Here is a 21,752-nt window from a genome sequence, read left to right as displayed (position 1 = left end):
AGTCACCCTTAATCTCCTACTAGCATTACGTTTTGAGATTAAAGTTGTAGCACACATAGCAGGATTGTTTCAAATTAAGAAGTCCCGTCTTCAAAATGGAAGACGGGACTTCTTTTTTATTATATCATGAACTCATCCATCCTTTTAGCAAAACGATTTGCCATAGATAGCCTATAGATTTGTTCTCTCTTTCTTCTATACCATTCTGTTATATTAACTTCCCCTTTAGGTTCTTCAGGTACAAATAGCACATTCATTTTCATATTTGCACAAAACCAATCTCTCATTTTTATTTCTTCATGTAAAATAACAGGATAAATATCTCTAAGTGTTGGCGTATAAGACTTTCGAGTTTCCTTTGCGTAAACTTCATAATCTTCTCTAGACCCAGTATGTGTAGTTTGCAATGCAAACTTATAAAACGAACCATTATAAATTGGATGAAACAATAACCATGCTAATTTTTTTCCTAGTTCTATACGCTGTTGTAACGTTTCAAATTGATAAACCGAAAATCCATACATTCTCCCTTCAATTGTTGGGAAGATAACTGCACTAATATGAAGTCTTTCTTGTACTTTAAAAAGTGCAGTATGGAATACATGTTTTTTAAAATATGTGTTCTCAATGACTGGTTTTTGAATTTTATTTTGTTCATTTATAATAAGCGCTGTCATAAGCCTATTCATATCTCTTCTTTCCCAGAAAAGTAACCATTCTTTTTCCATAAAAATTGATACGTTGAAATATTGCAACAAATGAAAGAGAGGTGCACGTCTCTTCTTACTTTCCTCATACAATAATAGCTGAGGAAATGCATCTAAAAAAATAATCCAATTAGCCTGTTCGTACAGAATAAATAAATGTTTTTTTACCGTTCTAGGTAAAACAGTAGCATAATATCTCCCTTCTAAATCAGTCATATTCCAGCCCGCATTTCTCGAAACCATACTCGCTAAAAAGGCCCACCTGATTTCACTATTTCTTAAATAATATTCTTGATAAGATTGTGTCCGAGAAATATTGTCCACATTAGCTATTTCTGTTTTCTTTTTAATATTGTGAATGATTGCTTTTTCTTCCTCTGTACAAAAATTTTTTTCTCGATTTTGTTTCATTTTCATATAATCATTCCATGTAAACATAAATAAGTCATCATACCTTTCATCAAAAAGGTCACATCTTTTTTCATTTTTTGATATAATCACCTTTGTAAGTAATTCTTAGCAAGTTGGGGGTGGACACACTATGACCATTCGTTACCCAAATGGAAAAAGGTATAATCAAGCTTCACAACCTCAAAAAACACCTATAAAAACACATACTTATAGTAATAGAGGTATGTCCCTTGAAGAGGAATTGAATGAAACAAATCAATATTACTTAACCCATAATATTGCATGTGTACATAAAAAGCCTACACCTCTTCAAATTGTAAAAGTAGATTACCCCGCTCGAAGTGCTGCAGTGGTAAAAGAAGCGTATTTTAAACAACCTTCTACAACAGATTACAACGGTGTATACAAAGGGAAATACATCGATTTTGAAGCAAAGGAAACAAAAAATAAAACTAGTTTCCCACTTCAAAACTTCCACCTTCATCAAATTGAACATATGAAGCAAGTGGTTGCTCATAATGGAATTGCATTTGTTATTATTAAATTTACACTTTTTGATGAATTTTATTTACTAGATGCAAAACATATTATTGCATTTTGGAATCGTCAAAATACTGGTGGACGCAAGTCGATTACGAAAGAAGAAATAGAAGAGCATGGATCCTTATTATCATGCGGTTATCACCCTCGGATTGACTATATCCGTGTACTAGACATGGTTTATTTTTCGTGATAGAGTCATCACTAAGGCTCTTTTTTCGACTTTTGGGGGAGAGAATGAAAGGTAGGAGAAAGTATAATGTCAGATAATTATCGTTCTCGTACAGAACGAAATCATGTGAAAAATCAAGAGAAAAAAACACATAAAGAAGAAAAACCAAAGAAAAAAGGCTCCTTTTTCAAGAAATTTCTTATAGGTTGTCTACTTCTTGGTATCGTTGGTCTTGTAGCCGGCGTTTCCGCTTTCTTTGTTATGGTAAAGGATGCTCCAAAATTAGACAAAGCCAAACTTGTTAATCCTTTATCAACAAAGTTTCTTGATAAAAACGGGAATTTCTTCTATGAATACGGTGCTGAAAAACGAACACACGTTACTTATGATCAAATTCCAAAAGTAGTTGAAAATGCATTCCTTGCAACTGAGGATTCGCGTTTCTATGATCATAATGGAATTGATTTTAAACGAACTACAAAAGCAGTTATGGAAAATGTCACTGGTGGTTTCGGTTCCCAAGGTGGTAGTACGATTACACAGCAAGTCGTTAAAAACTACTTTCTAACGATGGACAAAACTGCTAAAAGAAAAGTACAAGAATGGTACTTATCTTACAAATTAGAGCAACAATACTCTAAACATGAGATTTTAGAAATGTACTTAAATAAGATTAATTTAGGTAACCGTTCATACGGTATTGCGACAGCAGCGCAAAAATATTATGGTAAAGATTTAAAAGACTTGCAATTACATGAAGCTGCTATGCTCGCTGGTTTACCCCAAGGTCCAAACATTTATGATCCAACAAAAAAGGAAAATGTTGAACGAGCAACAAATCGTCGTAATGTCGTATTATCATTAATGAATCGACATGGTTATATAACAAAAGAAGAAATGAATAACGCCGTTAAGATCCCAGTAACTGAGGGCCTTCAACCGTCTTCAGAAGTAACTGAGATGAAGTATCAAGCATTTTTAGATGCGGTTGTAAAAGAAGTTGAAAAAGAATATCCTGATGTAAATATCGGTTCAGATGGTTTAACGATTCATACAACACTTGATCAAGATGCTCAAGATTACGCTGAAAAAATTATGGATGGTAATCTTATTAAGTATCCAAACGATCAATTCCAAGGATCATTCGTATTTATGGATACACAATCTGGAGAAGTTCGAGCAATTGGTGCTGGACGTAAAGAAAATAAGTCCACTTTCAAAGGTCATAATATGGCAACTGATTTAAAACGCCAAGTTGGTTCAACAATGAAACCAATTTTCGACTACGGTCCAGCGATTGAGAATCTTCAATGGTCTACTTACCATCAATTAAATGACTCTGAATATACTTATTCGGATGGCACAAAGATTAAAAATGCTACAGGGAGTTTTAAAGGTGACGTTTCACTTCGTGAAGCATTGAAGAAGTCATTAAACATCCCGGCTTTAAAGACAGCTCAAACAGTTGGACTTAATAAATCAAAAGAGTTTGCTGAAGGTTTAGGCATGACATTTGAAAATGGAGTACATGAATCTACTGCAATTGGTAGTAACGATAGTTCTCCATTAGCAGTAGCAGGTGCATATGCAACCTTCGGTAATAGTGGTAACTATAATAAACCACACTTCGTAAAAGAAGTAACCTTCCCGGACGGGAAAAAGAAAAGCTTTAAACCGAAAGAACAACGCGCTATGCAAGACTATACAGCTTACATGGTAACTGACGTTCTTCGTGACGTAGTAAAACCTGGTTCTGGTGGTACAGGACCAACAGCATATGTTTCAGGTGTTGACGTAGCGGGTAAAACTGGAACGCAAAACTTTGATGCAAAAGATTTAAAGAAATACGGCATTCCAGCTGATGCAAACAGGGATAGCTGGTTCGCTGGATATACACCACAATATACGATGGCTGTATGGACTGGTTACGTAAAGAATGGTCCAGAAAACTACATTAGTGATCGTTATACTAAAATTGCACAGCAAATGTTCCAAGTAATGATGAGCAAATTCGCTACAGATAAATCTCGCTTTGAACGTCCTTCTTCTGTACAAGAAATAAACGGAGAATTATACGTAAAAGGTGCGAAAAAAGATGCAATTAAACAAATTAAAGTAGATGCCCCTAGTGGTCTGAATGTCACTTTTGATGGCGCTAGCACAGTTACACTAAACTGGTCTGGACCAGCAGAAGTCGATGCATATGCAGCCAGCTATAAAGCAACTGATGGTTCAAGTGGTAGCCTATCAATAAGTGGTACGACAGCTACTCTTGGTGGTATTAAACCAGGTGTTACTTACAGCTTCTCTGTAGTAGCGAAAAAAGGCACTGGAACAAGCCCAGCAGTTGGTGCATCCTTCACTGCGCCTGGCGGAACTCCAGATGCGAAAAAAGCTGAAGAAGAGGCTAAGAAAAAGGCCGATGAAGAAGCTAAGAAAAAAGCTGATGAAGAAGCCCAGAAAAAGGCTAATGAAGATAAAGTAAAACAAGACGAAGCTAAGAAAAAGGCTGAAGAAGAGGCTAAGAAACAACAAGAACAACAGCAAGAACAACAACGTAAACAGCAAGAAGAAGCTCAAAAGAAAGCTGATGAGGAAGCTAGAAGGAAAGCTGAAGAAGAAGCTAAGAAAAAAGCTGAAGAAGAAGCTAAGAAGAAAGCTGAAGAAGAGGCCAAGAAAAAAGCTGAAGAAGAGGCTAAGAAACAACAAGAACAGCAACACCAAAATACCGGAGGAGATACACCTCACGCAGACGGTGCTGTTGTTACAACAGAGTCCTAATATACAAAAAAAGAAGTCCGTTTCTCTTAACGAGAAGCGGACTTCTTTTTTGTTATCATTTTCTTTACATACAGCTTTTCTATTTCGATATACAACTGCGCTAATTGAATATAAGAATGATAATTACTCGGTTTCTTTATAATGAATGAATATCTTTCCATAAAATTAACAGGTTGCACTTTTAATTTATTCGTATTTATTTGCATTTCATTCAAACTATGAACAGGTTGTTCATTTAGCCAATAGACAACCGATAACAAGTGAGCTGCAAAAAGAATCATTGGTCCCTCAGCCTCTTGCTTATTTCTATTTCGAAACAGTATAGCAATGGCTTCATGCTTATTTTTCCATACATTCAACATCGCTGGAATGCTGTTTTCAATTTCCTTCCACGGCTCATACTGTCTTTCAATATCAAATATAAAGTAAGTATTTTGTATTATCTCTTCAAAAGAATTGTCTGTATGATACTTAATTAAATTTACACTTTCTTCAAAAAATGGTAAACAGTGAAATTCTTTCGGTATTTCTATAACTCGCTCCATCCTTTATTTCACCTTCATTCGCTTCTTTCCTTCACGACATACTTCTAACAGTCTGCACTCCTCACATTGCGGTCGTTGTGCTTTACAGTGATAACGTCCAAAGAAAATCATACGATGATGTGTAACTCCCCACTCATCCATCGGTACTTTCTTCATTAATGTTTTTTCTACTTCTAACACCGAATCTTTCCATCTACAAATCGCTAACCGTTTACTCACTCTTTCTACATGCGTATCAACAGCAATTGCCGGGATGCCATACGCTACCGAAACAACTACATTTGCTGTTTTTCTCCCTACTCCTGGTAATTTCGTCAACTCGTCACGGTCTTCTGGAACTTTTCCATTGTAATCATCCAGCAACATCTGACACAATTTTTGAATGTTTTTTGCTTTATTTCTATACAACCCAATAGAACGTATATCTTGTTGTAACTCTTCCAAAGATACACTTAAATAATCTTCTGGTGTTTTATATTTTTGAAATAAATTTTTCGTCACTTTATTTACAAGTGCATCTGTACATTGTGCAGATAGTGCCACCGCGATTACTAATTCAAAAGGATTCTCATGAATTAATTCACAATGTGCTTCTGGATACATATCCGCCATTGTGTCTAAACAATAGCGAATTTGCGTTTTATTTAACATATACTTCCTCCTATATTACTGCTCCAACCAATTATAAAAAGGCACTTTTCCAGTAAATTTCGTCTCTTGTTTTGTCATTTGTTGTGCTCTTTGTTGATTCGCTCTAAATTTTTGACCTTGATTTTGAGCCTGATCTACCGTTTTAATTCCATTCTTTTTCCACTCAAATAAAATACGATCAATATATCGGAAATTTAGTTTTCCACTCATTACAGCTTCTCTAAGAGCCGCTTGAATTAAATTTGGATGATGTTGATCTTGGTCCTCCCACATTCCTAACGTTTCACATTCGAACGGCGAAAGTGGTCTTCCAAATTCTTTTTCAAATACTGTATATAAATTTACTTGCAGCTGTTTTTTTTCTTTTTGCTCTTCCTCTATTGATTCATCCATTAAGAAATGTAATATTTTTTCCCATAACGGTTGTAAAGAATAACTTTCGCACATCATCGCTTCTGATCTTTGTCCACCTTCTAGTGATAAAAACCCTTTTTGAATCAATGCTTGAATTACTTCCATACATTTCATTTCCGTTATCGTCATCCGTTCAGAAATCTCTGATGGAGTCGGAAACGAATTACCTGATTCTAAAAATGTGTGTACATGAAGTACGACCATAAATTCCGTCTCATTTAAACCTAATTTTTTATAATGCATCATAAGCAATTTTGGAATTGCAATGCTTCCCTGCTCAAACCACTGTAACATCATTTTCTTTTTCATCACCAAACACCTCGCTCTCTAGTATAACACACCTTTAGCTATTTCTTTTTGCCACAATCCGTCAAAAAAACCTCCCCATTAATAGGGAGGTTTTTTATATTACATGAATGAAATATAAAATTAAGCTTGCACTTTACTTTTCATAAATGTATGGATGCGCTCTAATGCTTTCTCTACTTGTTCAAGAGATGTCGCATATGATAAACGAACATTATTTGGAGCACCAAATCCTGTACCTGGTACAAGAGCCACTTTTTCCTCTTCTAATAGAGCTTTTGCCCAATCATCAACTGTTGCATATCCTGATAAAGCTACAGCTTCTTTTACGTTAGGGAATAAGTAAAATGCACCTTGCGGTTTAATACAAGTAAAGCCAGGGATTTGAATTAATTTATCATAAATGATGTTTAATCTCTCTTCAAAGGCTTGACGCATTGTTTCCACAGGTTCTTGTGAGCCTGCATATGCCGCAATTGCGCCGTATTGAGCGATTGAAGTAGGGTTTGACGTACTATGACTCGCTAAATTCGTCATTGCTTTAATAAGCTGCTTATTTCCTGCAGCATATCCAATACGCCATCCTGTCATAGAATGAGATTTAGATACACCATTAATAATAAGTGTTTGTTCTTTTAATGCATTAGAAAGCTGGGCAATTGAAGTATATTCTACGCCACCATAAATTAATTTTTCATAAATTTCATCAGAAACGATTAAAATATCATGTTCTAAACATACTTCTCCAAGCTGTTGTAATTCTTCTTTGCTATAAATCATTCCTGTTGGATTGCTCGGTGAATTAATAATAACTGCTTTCGTTTTCTCTGTAATTGCCTCACGCAGCTGCTTTGCTGTAATTTTGTACTCATTGTCTTCTAAACCTTCTACATAAACCGGCTTACCGCCAGCAAGCTTTACTTGCTCTGGATAGCTTACCCAGTAAGGAGTTGGGATGATAACTTCATCTCCCTCATCAAGTAATACTTGGAATAATGTATATAATGCATGCTTTGCACCATTACATACAATAATTTCAGATGGATCATACGCAATACCTTGATCGCGAGTAAATTTCTTCACAATTTCTTGTTTTAACGATTGTAATCCACCTGTTGGTGTATACTTCGTATGCCCTTCTAACATCGCTTTATGTGCAGCATCCATAATATGCTCTGGTGTATTAAAGTCAGGTTCCCCTGCCCCTAATCCAATTACATCATGACCCTCTGCTTTTAATGCTTGTGCCTTTGCTGTAATTTCTAAAGTTGAAGACGGTGTTAAAGCAGCTACTCGCTTTGCTAATTTCATTTGTAGTTCCCCCTACATCTATTTTTCAATGCTATATCGTCTTAAAAATTTTCCATCTTTAAATTCAAGATAGTAATAACTATAACGATTGTCATCATCAATATATGTAACTTCCCATAGTGGTACATCATTTTCAAAGCCTAATTTCACTTTCATAATCTCTTTCGGCTTACTTTTTGATTCCTTACTTTCATTGCCGACTTGCTCTATTGTTCTTTGTATAGCCTCTTTTTCAGAAATACCTTCGCTCTTTTTCCTTACTACAGTATCCCCTTTTTTCTCAGGCACCCAAACGATAAGTTGTTCTCCCTTTTCATCTGTACCTTGCACGACTATATATGCAGATTTTCCGTTGTAATAATCAACAGATTTCACCTTTGTAAGCTTTGCTTTTTCTTTAGCAATTTCTACAAATTTCGACTCTTTTGGAATTTTCTTTCCCATCGCTTTATTATAAACATACGCCCCATATATTCCGCTAGCAACGATAACAATAATGATTGCAAAGATCCACTTTTTCATTGTATCACTACGTTCTGTAAATCGTAAATACAGCTGTTTCTTTATCTTTTTCGTCTAATGCTAGTCCGAACATGAGGTCCTGCTCTTTTAACGTACGATTTAAACTATCAACAATTTTATACAAATCCGACGAATATTTAATACGCGTCGTTGATAGTACTTCGATTTTCTTATCCATGAAAAAACTCCTCCGTTACACAAAAATTTCTAATTATAGAAGAACGCAATGCGGTTACAATAAGAGTACATTCTTTACAACCCCTGCTTCATCACCCATCTATTATAGCAGGACATGTACAGCAAAAAAAGGTTTCAAGTCGAAAACCAACACATTTTGTATACAAGAAGTAAGAAAAATAAAATTCCTCCTACCCACATTTTTTACGCCTGAAGTTTATAAGTACTTCAGGCGTATTTTTCTTCCATTTTTATTCATTTGATGGTTCTTCTAATTGTACTAACAATTCTTCTAATGGTCCTTCATAAAGAGGTACGTTAGGAATCGATTGTAGAAATCGTTTTCCATAGGAAGAACTCGTCAAACGACGATCTAACACTACTACCGTTCCTGTATCTGTATTCGTTCGAATTAAGCGGCCGAATCCTTGTTTGAAACGTAATATTGCTTGTGGGAGCGCTAATTTAGCGAATACATCTTCACCTTGATTTTTTAGCCACTCACCTTTCGCTTCCATCATCGGCTGATGAGGAGGTGTAAATGGTAGACGGACTATAACAAGACAACTTAAGGCATCTCCAGGAATATCTATTCCTTCCCAGAAACTGCTCGTCCCTAATAAAATTGATTTGTCGAACTCTTGAAACTTTCGAATTAAGCGGCTTCGACTTCTATTATTCACACTTTGGGTGAGTAATAAATAACCCTCTAATTCATCATTATTTTTTAAATTCGCATACGCTTCTTTTAACATTTCATACGAAGTGAATAAAACGAGCATTCTGCCTTTTGTGGCTTTCGCTATCTTTGCAATATGTTCCGATATAGATTCAATATATCGCTCATTACTTACTTGCTTAATAAAAGGTACATCCGTTGACACCATTAATTTCATCTGTTCATCATAACGAAATGGCGACGGAACCTTTAAAGTATTTGGAGCGAAATCATGTAAACCAAGTTCCTCTTTTATATAATCAAACGTATCGTTAACTGTTAGTGTTGCGGATGTAAAAATAACACTCTTTTTTTCTGTTAAAAATTCATCAGCAAATCTTTCACCAATATGAACAGGCTGTGCATATAGAACTGTTGAATGAATCGTCCCTTTCGTTTCAGTCTCCATCCAAGTTACATACGAATTCTTTTCTAATACGAGTAACTGTAATGATTCTGCCATCTTTCTCAGCAACTCAATTAAATGCATAAATTCACCTGTTACAACATGCATCTCCCATTCTAACTTACTTTGCAATATATCCACTTGCTTCTCAAGAGCAGTTACTACCCTTCTTAATTCATATATAAAACGATTTGTTAATTCGACGATACTATCCCACAACTTACCTTTTTCTAGTTCTGCGTTATACCTATAGATGAGCGGCATATTATTCGTTCCTTGCTCTTGCTTTGTTTGTTTAAATATAAAAGTACGTAACATTTGGAAGAGTTCATCCGCATCAAACTTAAGTTCCTTCAAACTATAACTTATCATACGGAAAGTTGAACGAGATGCTTGCTCTGATTTTTTCATCATTTTATATACTTTGGAGAGTACATCTTCTGTTTCTAGTGTCCCAAGACGAGATATAACCAATTGAAAATACATACAAGAGAACTGTTCACCCAATGTTCTACTCGCGGCTTCTTCAATATGGTGAGCTTCATCAAAAATAATATGTTCGCATGAAGCAAACAACGGTTCTTCACTTGAAAAATCTTGAAATAATAACGCATGATTTGTAATAACGATATCTGCAAATAAAGCTTTATTCTTCGCTCGCTGGTAAAAACAACGACTAAACCAATTACTTTGCATACCGCCTGGACTATACGCATCGCTACAAATACGATTCCAAAGTAACTTTCCGCCCTCAGGAATATTTAATTCGTCTCGATCACCTGTTTCAGTTTGCAATAGCCAAACTAAAATCTTCGCCTTTGTAAGTGCCATATCATAATTTTTTTCTTCCTCTTGCAAAGCATACTCAAATTTATGTAAGCATAAATAATGCTTTCTTCCTTTTAGAAGAGCTGCCTCAAATGAAAATGGCATTATTTTTTGTAATAACGGAATTTCTTTTTCTAATATTTGTTGTTGGAGTTGTACCGTTTGTGTACTTATAATGACAGGTTCTTCTTTTCTCTTTGCAAAATAAAGACTAGGAAGCAAATAAGCGAGAGTCTTTCCTGTTCCTGTACCGGCTTCAATTAGTGAAAAACGAGAATCTCTTAACGCCGTATATATCTCTTTCATCATCAGTTGTTGACTTTCTCTTCTTTCAAACTTTGGCATATGTGATTCCAATTTATCCATCGTTTTATTCAAGAAAGCATCAAACTTTGATGAACACGTTTCTCCAAGGTTTAAGGAATAGTTCCGCTTTTTCAGCGCAATATTTCGATGTATTTCATACTCCGCTATATCTTCTTTACCGTGCATTACTTTCTTTAAAATATTTTCAGAAAGCACATCAGCTATATCGCTTTGGAACACATCACTTAATTCATAAAGCGATTGCAACGTGACAAGTGGTAACTTTTCAATTTCATTTAAAAATTGTAAAAATAATTCCGCTGTTGCAAGAGCATCACTATCCGCACGATGTGGTTGATCGTGCTCTAGTTCATGCTTCTTAGCTAAATCACGTAATTTATAACTATCGGCTGTCGGCAAAAGAATTTGAGCCAATTCAACCGTGTCGATTTTCGGACAATGTATTTCTGTATATCCAACTTGCCTTAATTCTTCATTTAAAAAATTCCAATCAAAGTGAACATTATGCGCAACGAAAGCCGCACCTTGTAATAGCTCAACAATCATCGGGGCTACATCTTGAAATAACGGGGCTTGTTTTACAAGACTTTCATCAATCCCTGTTAATTCTGTAATAAATGGTGGGATCTCTCTCTTTGGATTAACAAAAGACGAAAAAATCTCCAATATCTCTCCATCTTCTACTACAACAGCTGCAATTTGGGTAATTTTATCCTTCCCATCTTTCCAGGAGTTCCCTGTCGTCTCTAAATCAACAACGACATAACGCTTACTCATATATGTAACACCTCAATTTCTTACCTTTCAAACAACAATAATTTATATAATGTTACTATACCACGTTTTATCTCATCTTAATGAAAAGATGCACAAAAAAGCTATCTCCGCAATGGAGATAGCTTTTCTACTTATAATATCGTACCCGCTTTTTCAGCACCTAACATTTCAATAATTTGATTATTATCGTCTAGTACTGCAATTTTTGGTTCTTGTGTATGAATCTCTTCTTCCGTAACTAGCCCATAACAAATAATAATTACTTTGTCCCCTGGTTGTACAAGTCTTGCCGCAGCACCGTTTAAACAAACAACACCACTACCGCGTTCCCCTTTAATAACGTATGTCTCTAAGCGAGCACCATTATTATTATTTACAATTTGGACTTTTTCGTTTTCTACAATATTTACTGCATCCATTAAGTCTTCATCAATTGTAATACTACCTACATAATTTAAATTTGCCTCCGTTACAGTTGCACGATGTAACTTTGCTCTCATCATTGTGCGAAACATAGATGCTCCCCCTTATTTAACCGTTAATGTTATATTGTCAATTAATCTTACATTTTCAAACTTAACTGCAATAGCTAAAATGATTCTTCCTTCGACTTTCTCTACCATTGTTAATGACGGATATGCATATAAATCCGCATAATCTACAGTGCCTTTCGTATGCGTCTCAATATAATCTTTCACAAGATTTGTAATGATTTCCGGATTACGTTCACCTGCCTCAATTCTTTCTTTCGCTATACATAGGCTGCGGTATAAATGAAGAGCTTCTTCACGTTCATCTTGTGATAGGTACACGTTACGAGAACTTTTCGCTAAACCATCTTCTTCCCTTACAATATCAACTGGTACGATTGTAACTGGAATATTGAAATCAGTTACAAATCCTTCAATTACTGCAACTTGTTGAGCATCTTTCATACCGAAATAAGCACGCGTTGGCACCGTAATATTAAATAGTTTCATCAGTACAGTTGCAACACCAGCGAAATGACCAGGTCTTTGTTGACCGCATAATACGTCCGTGCGCTTCACAACTTCTACTGTTGTTGTTTGTTCTGCTGGATACATTTCTTCTACACTCGGATAAAATAAATAATCTACACCGTTTTCTTTTGCTACATTTTCATCTCTATCAATATCACGAGGATATCGATCTAAATCTTCATTTGGGCCGAATTGTAGCGGGTTTACAAATACACTTAAAACTACAATTTTATTTTCTTCTCTTGCCTTACGTAATAAAGTAGCGTGGCCTTCATGTAAATAACCCATTGTTGGAACAAAACCAATACTCTTTCCACTTGCACGAAGTTCGCTTGTAATTTGCTGCATCTCTTGCACTGTAGTTACGATTTTCATTATTGTTTTCCTCCGTATAACGCTAAGCATTCTTCCTCTTTCATTGTGAACGAATGTTTTTCTTCAGGAAATTGCCTTGTCTTTACTTCAGTAACATATTGTGAAATCCCACGCACAATCTCCTCTTGAACAGACGTATATTGCTTCACAAATTTCGGAACACGATTTACGCCGTATGAGATAAGATCATGATAAACAAGCACTTGTCCATCTACTTTTTGTCCTGCACCAATCCCAATTGTTGGTATTGTTAGTTGCTCTGAAATAAGTTCTGCTAACTGCATTGGTACACATTCTAACACAAGCGCTATTGCACCAGCTTCTTCACATTTCTTTGCATCTTCTATTAATTTTTTTGCACTCTCCGCATCTTTTCCTTGCACTTTATATCCACCCAACACTCCTACCGATTGAGGGGTTAAACCTAAATGCGCTACAACAGGAATTCCTGCGTTCGTCAAATATTGAATCGTCGATATAACTTCTCCAGCACCTTCTACCTTCAGTGCGTGTGCCCCGCTCTCTTGAACGATGCGACGTGCATTCACCATCGTTTCTTGTAATGATACGTGATACGACATAAATGGCATATCAGTTACAATAAACGTCTCTTTCGCTCCACGGCGTACAGCTTTCGTATGATGAATCATATCCTCTACTGTTACAGGTACTGTTGAATCGTATCCGAGTACAACCATTCCAAGAGAATCTCCAACTAGAATCATATCAACTTCAGCTTCTTCTGCTAATTTAGCAGATGGATAATCATACGCCGTTAGCATTGTAATCGGCTCACCTTGCTCTTTCATCTTCAAAAAATCTGTTTTTGTTTTCAAAAACTACTCCTCCTTTATGCAGGAGAGAGGAGATGGCCGAAATCATATAAAAAACCCCTCTGACCATAAAAGGGCAGAAGGGTTGTGTGTTAGTCGGCATTATTCATCCCTCTGTCCCAGTCCGTTATTGGATCAAGGCAGAATCCAAGTTATTATTTTTCGTATGACTTCGAATCATGGTGCAGTTCGCTCTGATACTGCCCACATTCGAACTAATTATAGCAAACTACAAAAAGGAATTACTACATTTTTTTGAAAAAATAATTTTTTATTCTTATTACGGTATATGAAATTTAACGCGAGAGTATATATGCTATACAGTTTTTATGGAGAATTCTATCCTGAAAAGATACATGTTTTTTCAACGCATGCTAAAAAAGTCCAAGTTAATTTTTTCTGTAATCCATTTAACTGTATAGTATAACTCTTAAACTAATGATGCAGGTTAATTGAGGAAAGTACTTAACAAAGGAGAATTGCAGATGTCTATGAACAGGTGGTTATTTCGATTCAGCAGTTTGCTTGTAATGATTGTATGGTGGATGTCTTTAGGATCCTCCCATGTATTTGCCTCAGTTACTGTCGTAACACCCCCCACCGATTTAACGAAAGTGATTGAGGTTGAACTAAATGATGATTACTTTAATCCAAATGTTATCACGATTCCGCTTGCAGGATCAACAACATTACTATTGAAAAATAAAGGTAAAAACGAGCACACCTTTACAGTGAAAAAACTCGGCATTGACGTCGTAATCGAGTCAGGAAAAGAAAAGAATATTACCGTGAAACCTAAAAATACTGGTACATATGAATTAATATGTCGATACCATCTTCTTAAAGGAATGGCAGGCAAAGTAATCGTCAAATAACATGCCCTGCCAATTAGGCGGAAGATATTTTGAAATGAACTTTAAATATGAAAAAAATTTATTATCATGTTACAAATTCAACTCAAAACTATTGAAATAAAAAGAAGTTCCAAAAGAGGAACTTCTTTTACTTAATTTCAATATCTGCAGAATGAATATGATGTACTTTCCCCTCATGATCCTCCAGAAGTAATACACCATCCTCTGTGATTCCTTTTGCTAACCCCGTAATTGTCTCTCTCATCGTTCGAGCGGTAATTTCTTTCCCGATGCTCACAGCGTAACTTTCCCAAAGAATTTTAATGACAGAGAAACCATTTTGTAAATACTCTTCATATAATTTTTCTAGTTGTAAATAGATTTGTTGCATAAGTTCTGCACGAACAATCGGCTTACCTGATTCAATCGCTAATGAAGTAGCAATGTGCTGAATTTCTTCATCAAAATGTTCTTGCTTTTGATTCGCATTAATACCGATGCCCATAATGACAGCATTAATTTTATCAGGATCCGCTTGCATTTCTGTTAATATACCTACAGCCTTTTTACCTTGAATTAAAATATCATTTGGCCATTTTATTCCTACGTTTACACCCGTGCATTTTTCAATTGCCTGTGCAACACTAACGGCCGCTAACAAAGTAAGTTGCGGTGCATGATGAACTGGGATTGATGGGCGTAAAATAATACTCATCCAAATCCCTGTTCCTTTTGGTGAATGCCATTTTCTGCTTAAACGACCTCTTCCCGCTGTTTGTTCTTCTGCTACAACGACTGTTCCTTCTTCTGCACCTTCATAAGCAAGTTTTGCTGCAATGTGCTGCGTTGATTCAACGGTTTCTTCAAAATACACTGTTCTACCAATCCGCTTCGTTTGTAGCCCTAACTGAATTTCATTAGCGGTCACTTTGTCTGGCTTACTTGCAATTCGGTAACCTAATCGACGCACAGCTTCAAGTTCATATCCCTCACTCCGCAGATCCTCCATATGTTTCCACACAGCAGTTCTTGAACAACCAAGTTTATCACTAATTGTTTGGCCGGATACAAACTCGCCATCCGCTTCAGAAAAAACTTGCAATAACTGCTTTCTTATAGTAGATTGCATCCTTGTAGCCACTCCCTTATACGCTCTTTCTCATTAACTACGTTTCCTTGTACGATTGCTTCTTCGATTTTCTGAAGCATCTCAGCAACCCACGGACCAGGCTTTTTGTTTGCCCAGTTTAATAAATCATTACCAGTCACATTCATTTCTTGACGCTCCTGGATTGGCAATGCATGAAACATTGATTGTACTCGTTCAACAGATGTAGGGTCATAGCGTTCAATCATCGCTTCATATACTCTCTCTGCCATTTCAGCGATATGAATTCCCGTTTTATAAAGAAGGACTGTATCCCAATCCTTCTCCTTTCTAGTACGGATTGTCAATAAAACTGCAACAATATCTTTTATTTTTTTATTCGAAAACTTCCATTGACGTAAAAAGACAGATGGATGTTCTTCTCCGATACAATATAAGAAAAATGCCCACGCCTCAATATCCGTTTCGAAAGAATCCCATTTATACTGCGTAGCTTTTAACAGTCTCTCTTCTGACATTTGTAAATATGGCAAATGAGAAAATAGCTTCGTCTCTACTAATTCTTTGAGACCTTTCACACAATATGTACCAGTTAACAGTTTCTCAAACTCTACTGTAATACGCTCAATTGCTATATGTTCTAGCAAATGCCCATACGTTTCAATCGCTTGCTTCGTTTTCATTTCTAATGAAAAACCTAACGTGCTTACAAACCGAATACCACGCATCATTCGCAGGGCATCTTCTTGAAAACGATCCGCAGCATTTCCAACTGTCACAATTTCTCTCTGTTGAATGGCTTCCTGTCCAGCAAATAAATCGACCATTTTGCCTTCTTCTGTCATAGCAATTGCATTCATCGTGAAATCACGACGTTTTAAATCCTCTTCTAATGAACGAACAAATTGAACACTACTAGGTCTTCGAAAATCTTCATATTCGCTTTCTGTTCGAAAAGTAGTTACCTCATAGGGCTCACCATTTTCTACAACAATTACAGTTCCATGCTCAAGACCAACAGGAACATTTCTTGGGAATATAGCCATCACTTCTTCTGGTAGAGCAGATGTCGCAATATCAATATCTCCAATCGGCCTATCGATAATAAGATCTCGTACGCTCCCACCAACAAAGTAAGCCTCATGTCCTTGTTGCTTTAATGTCTCAATAATAGAACTAGCTTTTTTAAATCTTTCCATTTTTGTCATCCCTTAGTACGTCATAGTAAATCGTTTCATATTGTGAAACAATTTTTTCTGAGCGAAATTGCTCATAAACACTTTCTCTTGCTCGTTCTCCCATATTACGGTGAAGTTCCTCGTCCTTTAATAGCTGAATAGCTTGATTTGCCACTCCTGTTGTATCGCCAACTTCACATAAATATCCTGTTTCCCCGTGTTGAATAACCTCTGGAATACCTCCAACCCGTGTTCCGATACAAGGTACACCACACGCCATTGCTTCTAATAAAACAAGACCAAAACTTTCCTTCTCTGATAGAAGCAACATTAAATCACTCATCGCAAGTAGTTCTGCAACATTATCTTGCTTCCCTAGGAATAAAACGCGATCTTCAATATGTAAATTCTTCACTATCTGTAAAATCGTACAGAATTCTGGTCCGTCTCCAACAAGAAGCAACTTCGCATCTACTTCTTTAACAATTTTAGCAAATGCCTGAACAACATCCTGCACACGTTTCACTTTACGGAAATTCGAAATATGAATAAGTACTTTTTCACTCTCACTTATACCATATTCTTTCTTTAATTGAGACATATTACGCTTGAAATATACACGTTCGTCTATAAAGTTATATACCGTTTGAATTTCTTTACTTGGTTTTACAAGCTCATGTGTTTCGTTAATTAATGAATGCGAGACAGCAGTAACAACATCCGATTGCTCAATACCAAAACGAATTAAATTATTTAACGAAGGGTCGGAACCTAACACAGTAATATCTGTTCCATGTAAGGTTGTAACAATTTTAATACGCTCTCCGATCATTTGTTTTGCTAAATATGCACAAATTGCATGTGGTATTGCGTAATGCACATGTAAAATGTCTAAGTTTTCTCTTTGTGCAACCTCGGCCATTTTACTTGCTAACGCTAAATCGTATGGTGGATATTGAAATACAGAGTATTGATTTACCGTCACTTCATGAAAATAAATGTTTGGATATACTTTATTTAACCGGAATGGTAAACCCGATGTAATAAAGTGAATTTCATGCCCACGTTCCGCCAATTGCTTTCCTAATTCTGTTCCAACAACTCCAGAACCACCTACAGAAGGATAACATGTAATACCTATTTTTAATTTCATTTACATCCCCCTAATAAATCAGCATGTAATAAAACCGGTTTCTTACTCATAAATCCCTCGGCATACAAGACTCCAACTTCTTTTCCAAACATCTTCTCACGAGCAATCACAGTTTCAACGTAACCTTCTGTTAACGGTGTCTTAACACCATCACTCCCTGTTGAAAACTGACTTTCATACGCTTCTAATGCTTCCACCTTTATAGAGAGGTACTCACTTATATCTATACAAAAATTCGGTTTATGAAAACCATTAATCATATAATTATAAAAAGACTCCACACGATGTGGTGAAAGTTCCGGCATATATTTACGGATTCCTGCTGAAAAAATAGCCTCTTCCACAAGCTTTGCACAATTTGCATGATCTGGATGGCGATCTTCATAGTACGGCGCAAAAACTAGTTTTGGTTTATATGTACGGATCACCTTGACAATTTCACGTATATACTCTTCTTTCATATACAAACCACGGTCTGGCATCGCTAAATTCAGCCTCGTTTTTACTCCCATTATACGAGCTGCGACCTTCGCTTCTTCTTTTCTCAACTCTATCGTTCCATTTGAAGAAAGATCAGCTTCTGTTAAATCACAAATACCTACTTCATACCCTTGCTTTGTATATTTAGCGATGGTACCAGCCATGCCGATTTCAACATCATCGGCATGAGCACCAAACGCTAATATATGTAATCCACTCATAATTGTTCCCCTCATTTTCTTAACTTACGATAATCTAAATCTCCTCGCTCTAATGCGTGCATTAACATTTCAGCACTTGCCATATTCGTTGCAAGTGGAATCGCATATACATCACATAAACGAAGTAATGCATTCACATCCGGTTCATGCGGCTGTGCTGTTAATGGATCGCGGAAGAAAATCACCATATCTAAATCGTTCTTTGCAATCATTGCACCAATTTCTTGATCTCCACCAAGAGGGCCAGATTGATATCTTGTTACAACTAATCCAGTCGCTTCCATAATGCGAAGCCCTGTCGTTCCTGTTGCAAATAATTCATGTTGTTCAAAAATTGGTTTATATGCGTATGCAAACGAAACCATATCATTTTTCTTTTTGTCATGTGCGATTAAGGCAATTTTCATCCGTTGTCTCCCCTTTAGTCGATAATATTTTCTAAACCGTACACAAGATGATCAAGGTTCATTACTGTCTCAATTGATAGTTTTACACCTGACATAAATGATGCACGATTGAATGAATCATGACGAACTGTTAACATTTGTCCATCTCCACCAAACATTACTTCTTGGTGTGCAATAAGCCCTGGCAAACGTACACTATGAATGTGAATACCGTCTACATTTGCACCTCGTGCACCTGCTAGTTGCTCTACTTCATTTGGATGACCTTGCTGCTTTGATTCACGATTTTGGCGAATTAACTCTACCGTTTTTACAGCTGTACCAGATGGTGCGTCTAATTTTTGATCATGATGTAATTCAATTACCTCAACATCTTGGAAATATTTCGCTGCCATTTGTGAGAATTTCATCATAAGAACTGCACCAATTGCAAAGTTTGGAGCAATAATTGTTCCTACTGCTTTTTCTTTTGCATTCTCTGTTAAACGTGTCAATTCTTCTTCTGTAAATCCAGTTGTACCAATAACCGAACGAAGTCCACGCTCAACTGCAAGTGTAACGTGTTGTTTCCCCACTTCTGGTGTTGTTAAATCTAACAACACATCTGCTTCTACTTCATCTAAACAAGTATGTAAATCAGCGTAAATCGGCGCATGTAATGCTGGCATGCCAGGTAAATCAGAAATCTTCTCACCACCATGCTTATAATCCACTGCTGCTACTAAATTAAAATGTTCCGTTCTTTCCATAAGAAGGACTGCTTCATGTCCCATACGTCCTCTTGGTCCGGCGATAATTACTTTAATTTCTTTCATTATTCTTTCTCTCCCTCATCAATACGTGTCCAGCGATCTTTATCACGTGTATTAAATTTATTCATTACAATGTTATGTGCTGTCTCTAAATCAATATTTAAACTATTTGCCATACAAATCATAACAAATAATACATCTCCAAGCTCTTCTTCAATACTTCTTTCTTTTTCAGTTGTTTTCTTCGGTTTCTCACCATAATAATGATTTACCTCTCTTGCAAGCTCTCCCATTTCTTCCGTTAAACGAGCCATCATTGCAAGCGGACTGAAATAACCTTCTTTAAACTGACCAATATATGCATCTACTTCTTTCTGCATATCTTTCATCGTTTTTGCTTCCATACTATTCACCTCTAATCCTTCCTCTTTCATGTTAGCCAATTCATCGCGATTTGACAAATATTATTCCCCGCCAAACACCTATTTGCGACCCATTTTTGGATAGACTATAATAAAGTGAAACTTCTTTTGTAATTTTTTTGCAAAAGATTAGTTGAACTAATCGGGTTCCTACGGCTGGTTTGCCTTTCTTCAGAGGTTTATCTCCTACCAGCCGTTGGTACGGGGTAAAGTGAAACTTCTTTTGCGATTTTTGCAAAAGATCAGCCCACACCAATCGGGTTCCTACGGCTGGTTTGCCCCTCTTCTTTGCTTCATCTCCTATCAGCCTTTAGAGCGGGATAAAGTGAAACTTTCTTTTGCACTTTTCACAAAAAATCAGCCCACATCAATCAGGTTCTTACTATTTTCACTAGCAACTAGAAATTACTTATTATTATGTTTTACCGTTTCAGCGGAGCAATGCAATCATTACATAATTAGGGGGATTTCTATATGACATCAAAATTGAAGATGCGAAATATTATTTTTATTTTAATTGGTTCCGCTATATTTTCTTTCGGTATTGTCAATATCAATATTGAAAACCACCTTGCAGAGGGTGGGTTTACTGGTATTACACTATTATTGTATTTTTTATTTAAGTTTGATCCTTCCTACTCAAACTTAATTTTAAATATCCCTATATTTTTTATTGGCTGGAGGTTACTTGGCAGAACGACATTTTTATATACATTAATTGGAACCTTTAGCGTATCTTTATTTCTATGGATTTTCCAGCGTTACGAAGTACTCAACTTACATTTAAACTTGCAAAATGATATGACACTCGCAGCTTTATTCGCCGGGGCATTTATCGGTATCGGCCTTGGAATAATATTTAAATATGGCGGGACTACTGGCGGTGTAGATATTATCGCACGACTAGCGCACAAATATGTTGGCTGGAGTATGGGGAAAACAATGTTTATGTTTGATGCTGTCGTTATCGTCGTCTCTATTCTTACCTATTTATCATACCGTGAGGGCATGTATACGCTAGTTGCTGTTTTTATCGGTGCTAAAGTCATTGATTTTATGCAAGAAGGAGCTTATGCTGCCAAAGGAGCGACTATTATCTCAGAGAAAAACGATGAAATTGCTGCCAAAATTTTATCTGAAATGGAGCGCGGAGCAACCTTTTTAAAAGCTGTTGGATCGTATACAAAAGTGGAACGTAATGTATTGTATTGCGTTGTTGCTAAAAATGAAATCGTGAAATTAAAGAATATCATTACTTCTGTAGATCCTCATGCTTTTGTCGCTGTAAGTGATGTACATGATGTAGTTGGTGAAGGGTTTACGTTAGATGAAAATAAAAACCCTTTACATAATTAAATATAACTAGAAAAGCGCC

22 protein-coding genes are annotated in these 21,752 nt (G+C 36.3%); 4 read left to right on the top strand and 18 right to left on the bottom strand.

Features of this window, described 5'->3' with window-relative positions:
* Positions 1–119 precede the first annotated feature (119 nt).
* Positions 120–1,145, bottom strand: coding sequence for a DUF2515 domain-containing protein (locus GD442_RS07570; protein WP_000495659.1), 1,026 nt, complete (start codon positions 1,143–1,145; stop codon positions 120–122).
* 103 nt (positions 1,146–1,248) lie between these two features.
* Between GD442_RS07570 and recU the strand changes: the two genes are divergently transcribed.
* Both recU and GD442_RS07560 read left to right on the top strand, forming a co-directional pair.
* Entirely contained in the window at positions 1,249–1,851 is a 603-nt protein-coding gene (gene recU, locus GD442_RS07565; protein WP_000155598.1) for a Holliday junction resolvase RecU, read from the top strand.
* 66 nt (positions 1,852–1,917) lie between these two features.
* A complete protein-coding gene (locus tag GD442_RS07560) occupies positions 1,918–4,611 on the top strand; it encodes a PBP1A family penicillin-binding protein (protein WP_001283092.1) in 2,694 nt (897 codons plus the stop codon).
* A 26-nt stretch (positions 4,612–4,637) separates the two neighbouring features.
* Here the strand turns inward: GD442_RS07560 and GD442_RS07555 are convergent, their stop codons facing one another.
* The 10 genes from GD442_RS07555 to panB all read right to left on the bottom strand — a co-directional run bounded on the left by GD442_RS07555 (position 4,638) and on the right by panB (position 13,805).
* Entirely contained in the window at positions 4,638–5,156 is a 519-nt protein-coding gene (locus GD442_RS07555) for a YpoC family protein (RefSeq protein ID WP_000442646.1), read from the bottom strand.
* A gap of 3 nt (positions 5,157–5,159) precedes the next feature.
* Positions 5,160–5,807 (bottom strand): endonuclease III, encoded by a 648-nt coding sequence (gene nth, locus GD442_RS07550; protein ID WP_000933030.1) that lies wholly within the window; start codon positions 5,805–5,807, stop codon positions 5,160–5,162.
* Positions 5,808–5,822: 15 nt separating this feature from the next.
* Positions 5,823–6,530 (bottom strand): DNA replication protein DnaD, encoded by a 708-nt coding sequence (gene dnaD / locus GD442_RS07545; RefSeq protein WP_000728542.1) that lies wholly within the window; start codon positions 6,528–6,530, stop codon positions 5,823–5,825.
* A 120-nt stretch (positions 6,531–6,650) separates the two neighbouring features.
* Positions 6,651–7,838, bottom strand: a complete 1,188-nt coding sequence (gene aspB, locus GD442_RS07540; RefSeq protein WP_000761571.1) for an aspartate transaminase AspB — start codon at positions 7,836–7,838, stop codon at positions 6,651–6,653.
* Between the two features lie 18 nt (positions 7,839–7,856).
* Positions 7,857–8,360 (bottom strand): cell wall elongation regulator TseB-like domain-containing protein, encoded by a 504-nt coding sequence (locus GD442_RS07535; protein ID WP_000758739.1) that lies wholly within the window; start codon positions 8,358–8,360, stop codon positions 7,857–7,859.
* Between the two features lie 7 nt (positions 8,361–8,367).
* A complete protein-coding gene (locus tag GD442_RS07530) occupies positions 8,368–8,538 on the bottom strand; it encodes a YpmA family protein (RefSeq protein WP_000358352.1) in 171 nt (56 codons plus the stop codon).
* Positions 8,539–8,788: 250 nt separating this feature from the next.
* Complete coding sequence (gene dinG, locus GD442_RS07525; RefSeq protein WP_000044970.1) at positions 8,789–11,593, bottom strand: ATP-dependent DNA helicase DinG; 2,805 nt, start codon at positions 11,591–11,593, stop codon at positions 8,789–8,791.
* A 131-nt stretch (positions 11,594–11,724) separates the two neighbouring features.
* Positions 11,725–12,108 (bottom strand): aspartate 1-decarboxylase, encoded by a 384-nt coding sequence (gene panD / locus GD442_RS07520; protein ID WP_000490184.1) that lies wholly within the window; start codon positions 12,106–12,108, stop codon positions 11,725–11,727.
* A gap of 12 nt (positions 12,109–12,120) precedes the next feature.
* Positions 12,121–12,969 carry a pantoate--beta-alanine ligase gene (gene panC / locus GD442_RS07515; RefSeq protein ID WP_000707029.1) on the bottom strand — a complete coding sequence of 283 codons (849 nt, stop codon included), beginning with the start codon at positions 12,967–12,969 and terminating at the stop codon, positions 12,121–12,123.
* Positions 12,969–13,805 carry a 3-methyl-2-oxobutanoate hydroxymethyltransferase gene (gene panB, locus GD442_RS07510; RefSeq protein WP_000851108.1) on the bottom strand — a complete coding sequence of 279 codons (837 nt, stop codon included), beginning with the start codon at positions 13,803–13,805 and terminating at the stop codon, positions 12,969–12,971. The genes panC and panB overlap by 1 nt, the downstream gene beginning before the upstream one ends.
* A 482-nt stretch (positions 13,806–14,287) precedes the next feature.
* Here panB and GD442_RS07505 point away from each other — a divergent pair, with 482 nt between their 5' ends.
* A complete protein-coding gene (locus tag GD442_RS07505) occupies positions 14,288–14,677 on the top strand; it encodes a cupredoxin domain-containing protein (protein WP_000062387.1) in 390 nt (129 codons plus the stop codon).
* 127 nt (positions 14,678–14,804) lie between these two features.
* Here GD442_RS07505 and GD442_RS07500 read toward each other — a convergent pair whose 3' ends face one another.
* From GD442_RS07500 to GD442_RS07470, 7 genes are read right to left on the bottom strand one after another with little or no spacing between them, the layout of a single operon-like run.
* Positions 14,805–15,785: a biotin--[acetyl-CoA-carboxylase] ligase gene (locus GD442_RS07500; protein WP_001192063.1), complete on the bottom strand. Its 981-nt coding sequence runs from the start codon at positions 15,783–15,785 to the stop codon at positions 14,805–14,807.
* The gene (locus tag GD442_RS07495; RefSeq protein WP_000439321.1) at positions 15,770–16,963 is read right to left on the bottom strand and encodes a CCA tRNA nucleotidyltransferase; all 1,194 of its coding nucleotides are present in this window, start codon (positions 16,961–16,963) and stop codon (positions 15,770–15,772) included. Before GD442_RS07495 ends, GD442_RS07500 begins: the two co-directional genes overlap by 16 nt.
* Entirely contained in the window at positions 16,950–18,095 is a 1,146-nt protein-coding gene (bshA, locus tag GD442_RS07490; RefSeq protein WP_000768305.1) for an N-acetyl-alpha-D-glucosaminyl L-malate synthase BshA, read from the bottom strand. The genes GD442_RS07495 and bshA overlap by 14 nt, the downstream gene beginning before the upstream one ends.
* Positions 18,092–18,796: a bacillithiol biosynthesis deacetylase BshB1 gene (gene bshB1 / locus GD442_RS07485; RefSeq protein ID WP_000015673.1), complete on the bottom strand. Its 705-nt coding sequence runs from the start codon at positions 18,794–18,796 to the stop codon at positions 18,092–18,094. Before bshB1 ends, bshA begins: the two co-directional genes overlap by 4 nt.
* An 11-nt stretch (positions 18,797–18,807) precedes the next feature.
* Complete coding sequence (mgsA, locus tag GD442_RS07480; RefSeq protein WP_000684765.1) at positions 18,808–19,203, bottom strand: methylglyoxal synthase; 396 nt, start codon at positions 19,201–19,203, stop codon at positions 18,808–18,810.
* A 14-nt stretch (positions 19,204–19,217) separates the two neighbouring features.
* Positions 19,218–20,018 carry a dihydrodipicolinate reductase gene (dapB, locus tag GD442_RS07475; RefSeq protein ID WP_000658813.1) on the bottom strand — a complete coding sequence of 267 codons (801 nt, stop codon included), beginning with the start codon at positions 20,016–20,018 and terminating at the stop codon, positions 19,218–19,220.
* Positions 20,018–20,359 carry a nucleotide pyrophosphohydrolase gene (locus GD442_RS07470; protein WP_002108639.1) on the bottom strand — a complete coding sequence of 114 codons (342 nt, stop codon included), beginning with the start codon at positions 20,357–20,359 and terminating at the stop codon, positions 20,018–20,020. Before GD442_RS07470 ends, dapB begins: the two co-directional genes overlap by 1 nt.
* 492 nt (positions 20,360–20,851) lie before the next feature.
* Between GD442_RS07470 and GD442_RS07465 the strand changes: the two genes are divergently transcribed.
* A complete protein-coding gene (locus GD442_RS07465; RefSeq protein ID WP_000202121.1) occupies positions 20,852–21,733 on the top strand; it encodes a YitT family protein in 882 nt (293 codons plus the stop codon).
* The last annotated feature ends 19 nt before the right edge of the window (positions 21,734–21,752 follow it).

The sequence above is a fragment of the Bacillus sp. A260 genome (assembly GCF_009861435.1).
Classification (GTDB): domain Bacteria; phylum Bacillota; class Bacilli; order Bacillales; family Bacillaceae_G; genus Bacillus_A; species Bacillus_A cereus.
This window is presented reverse-complemented; position numbering and strand designations above follow the sequence as displayed.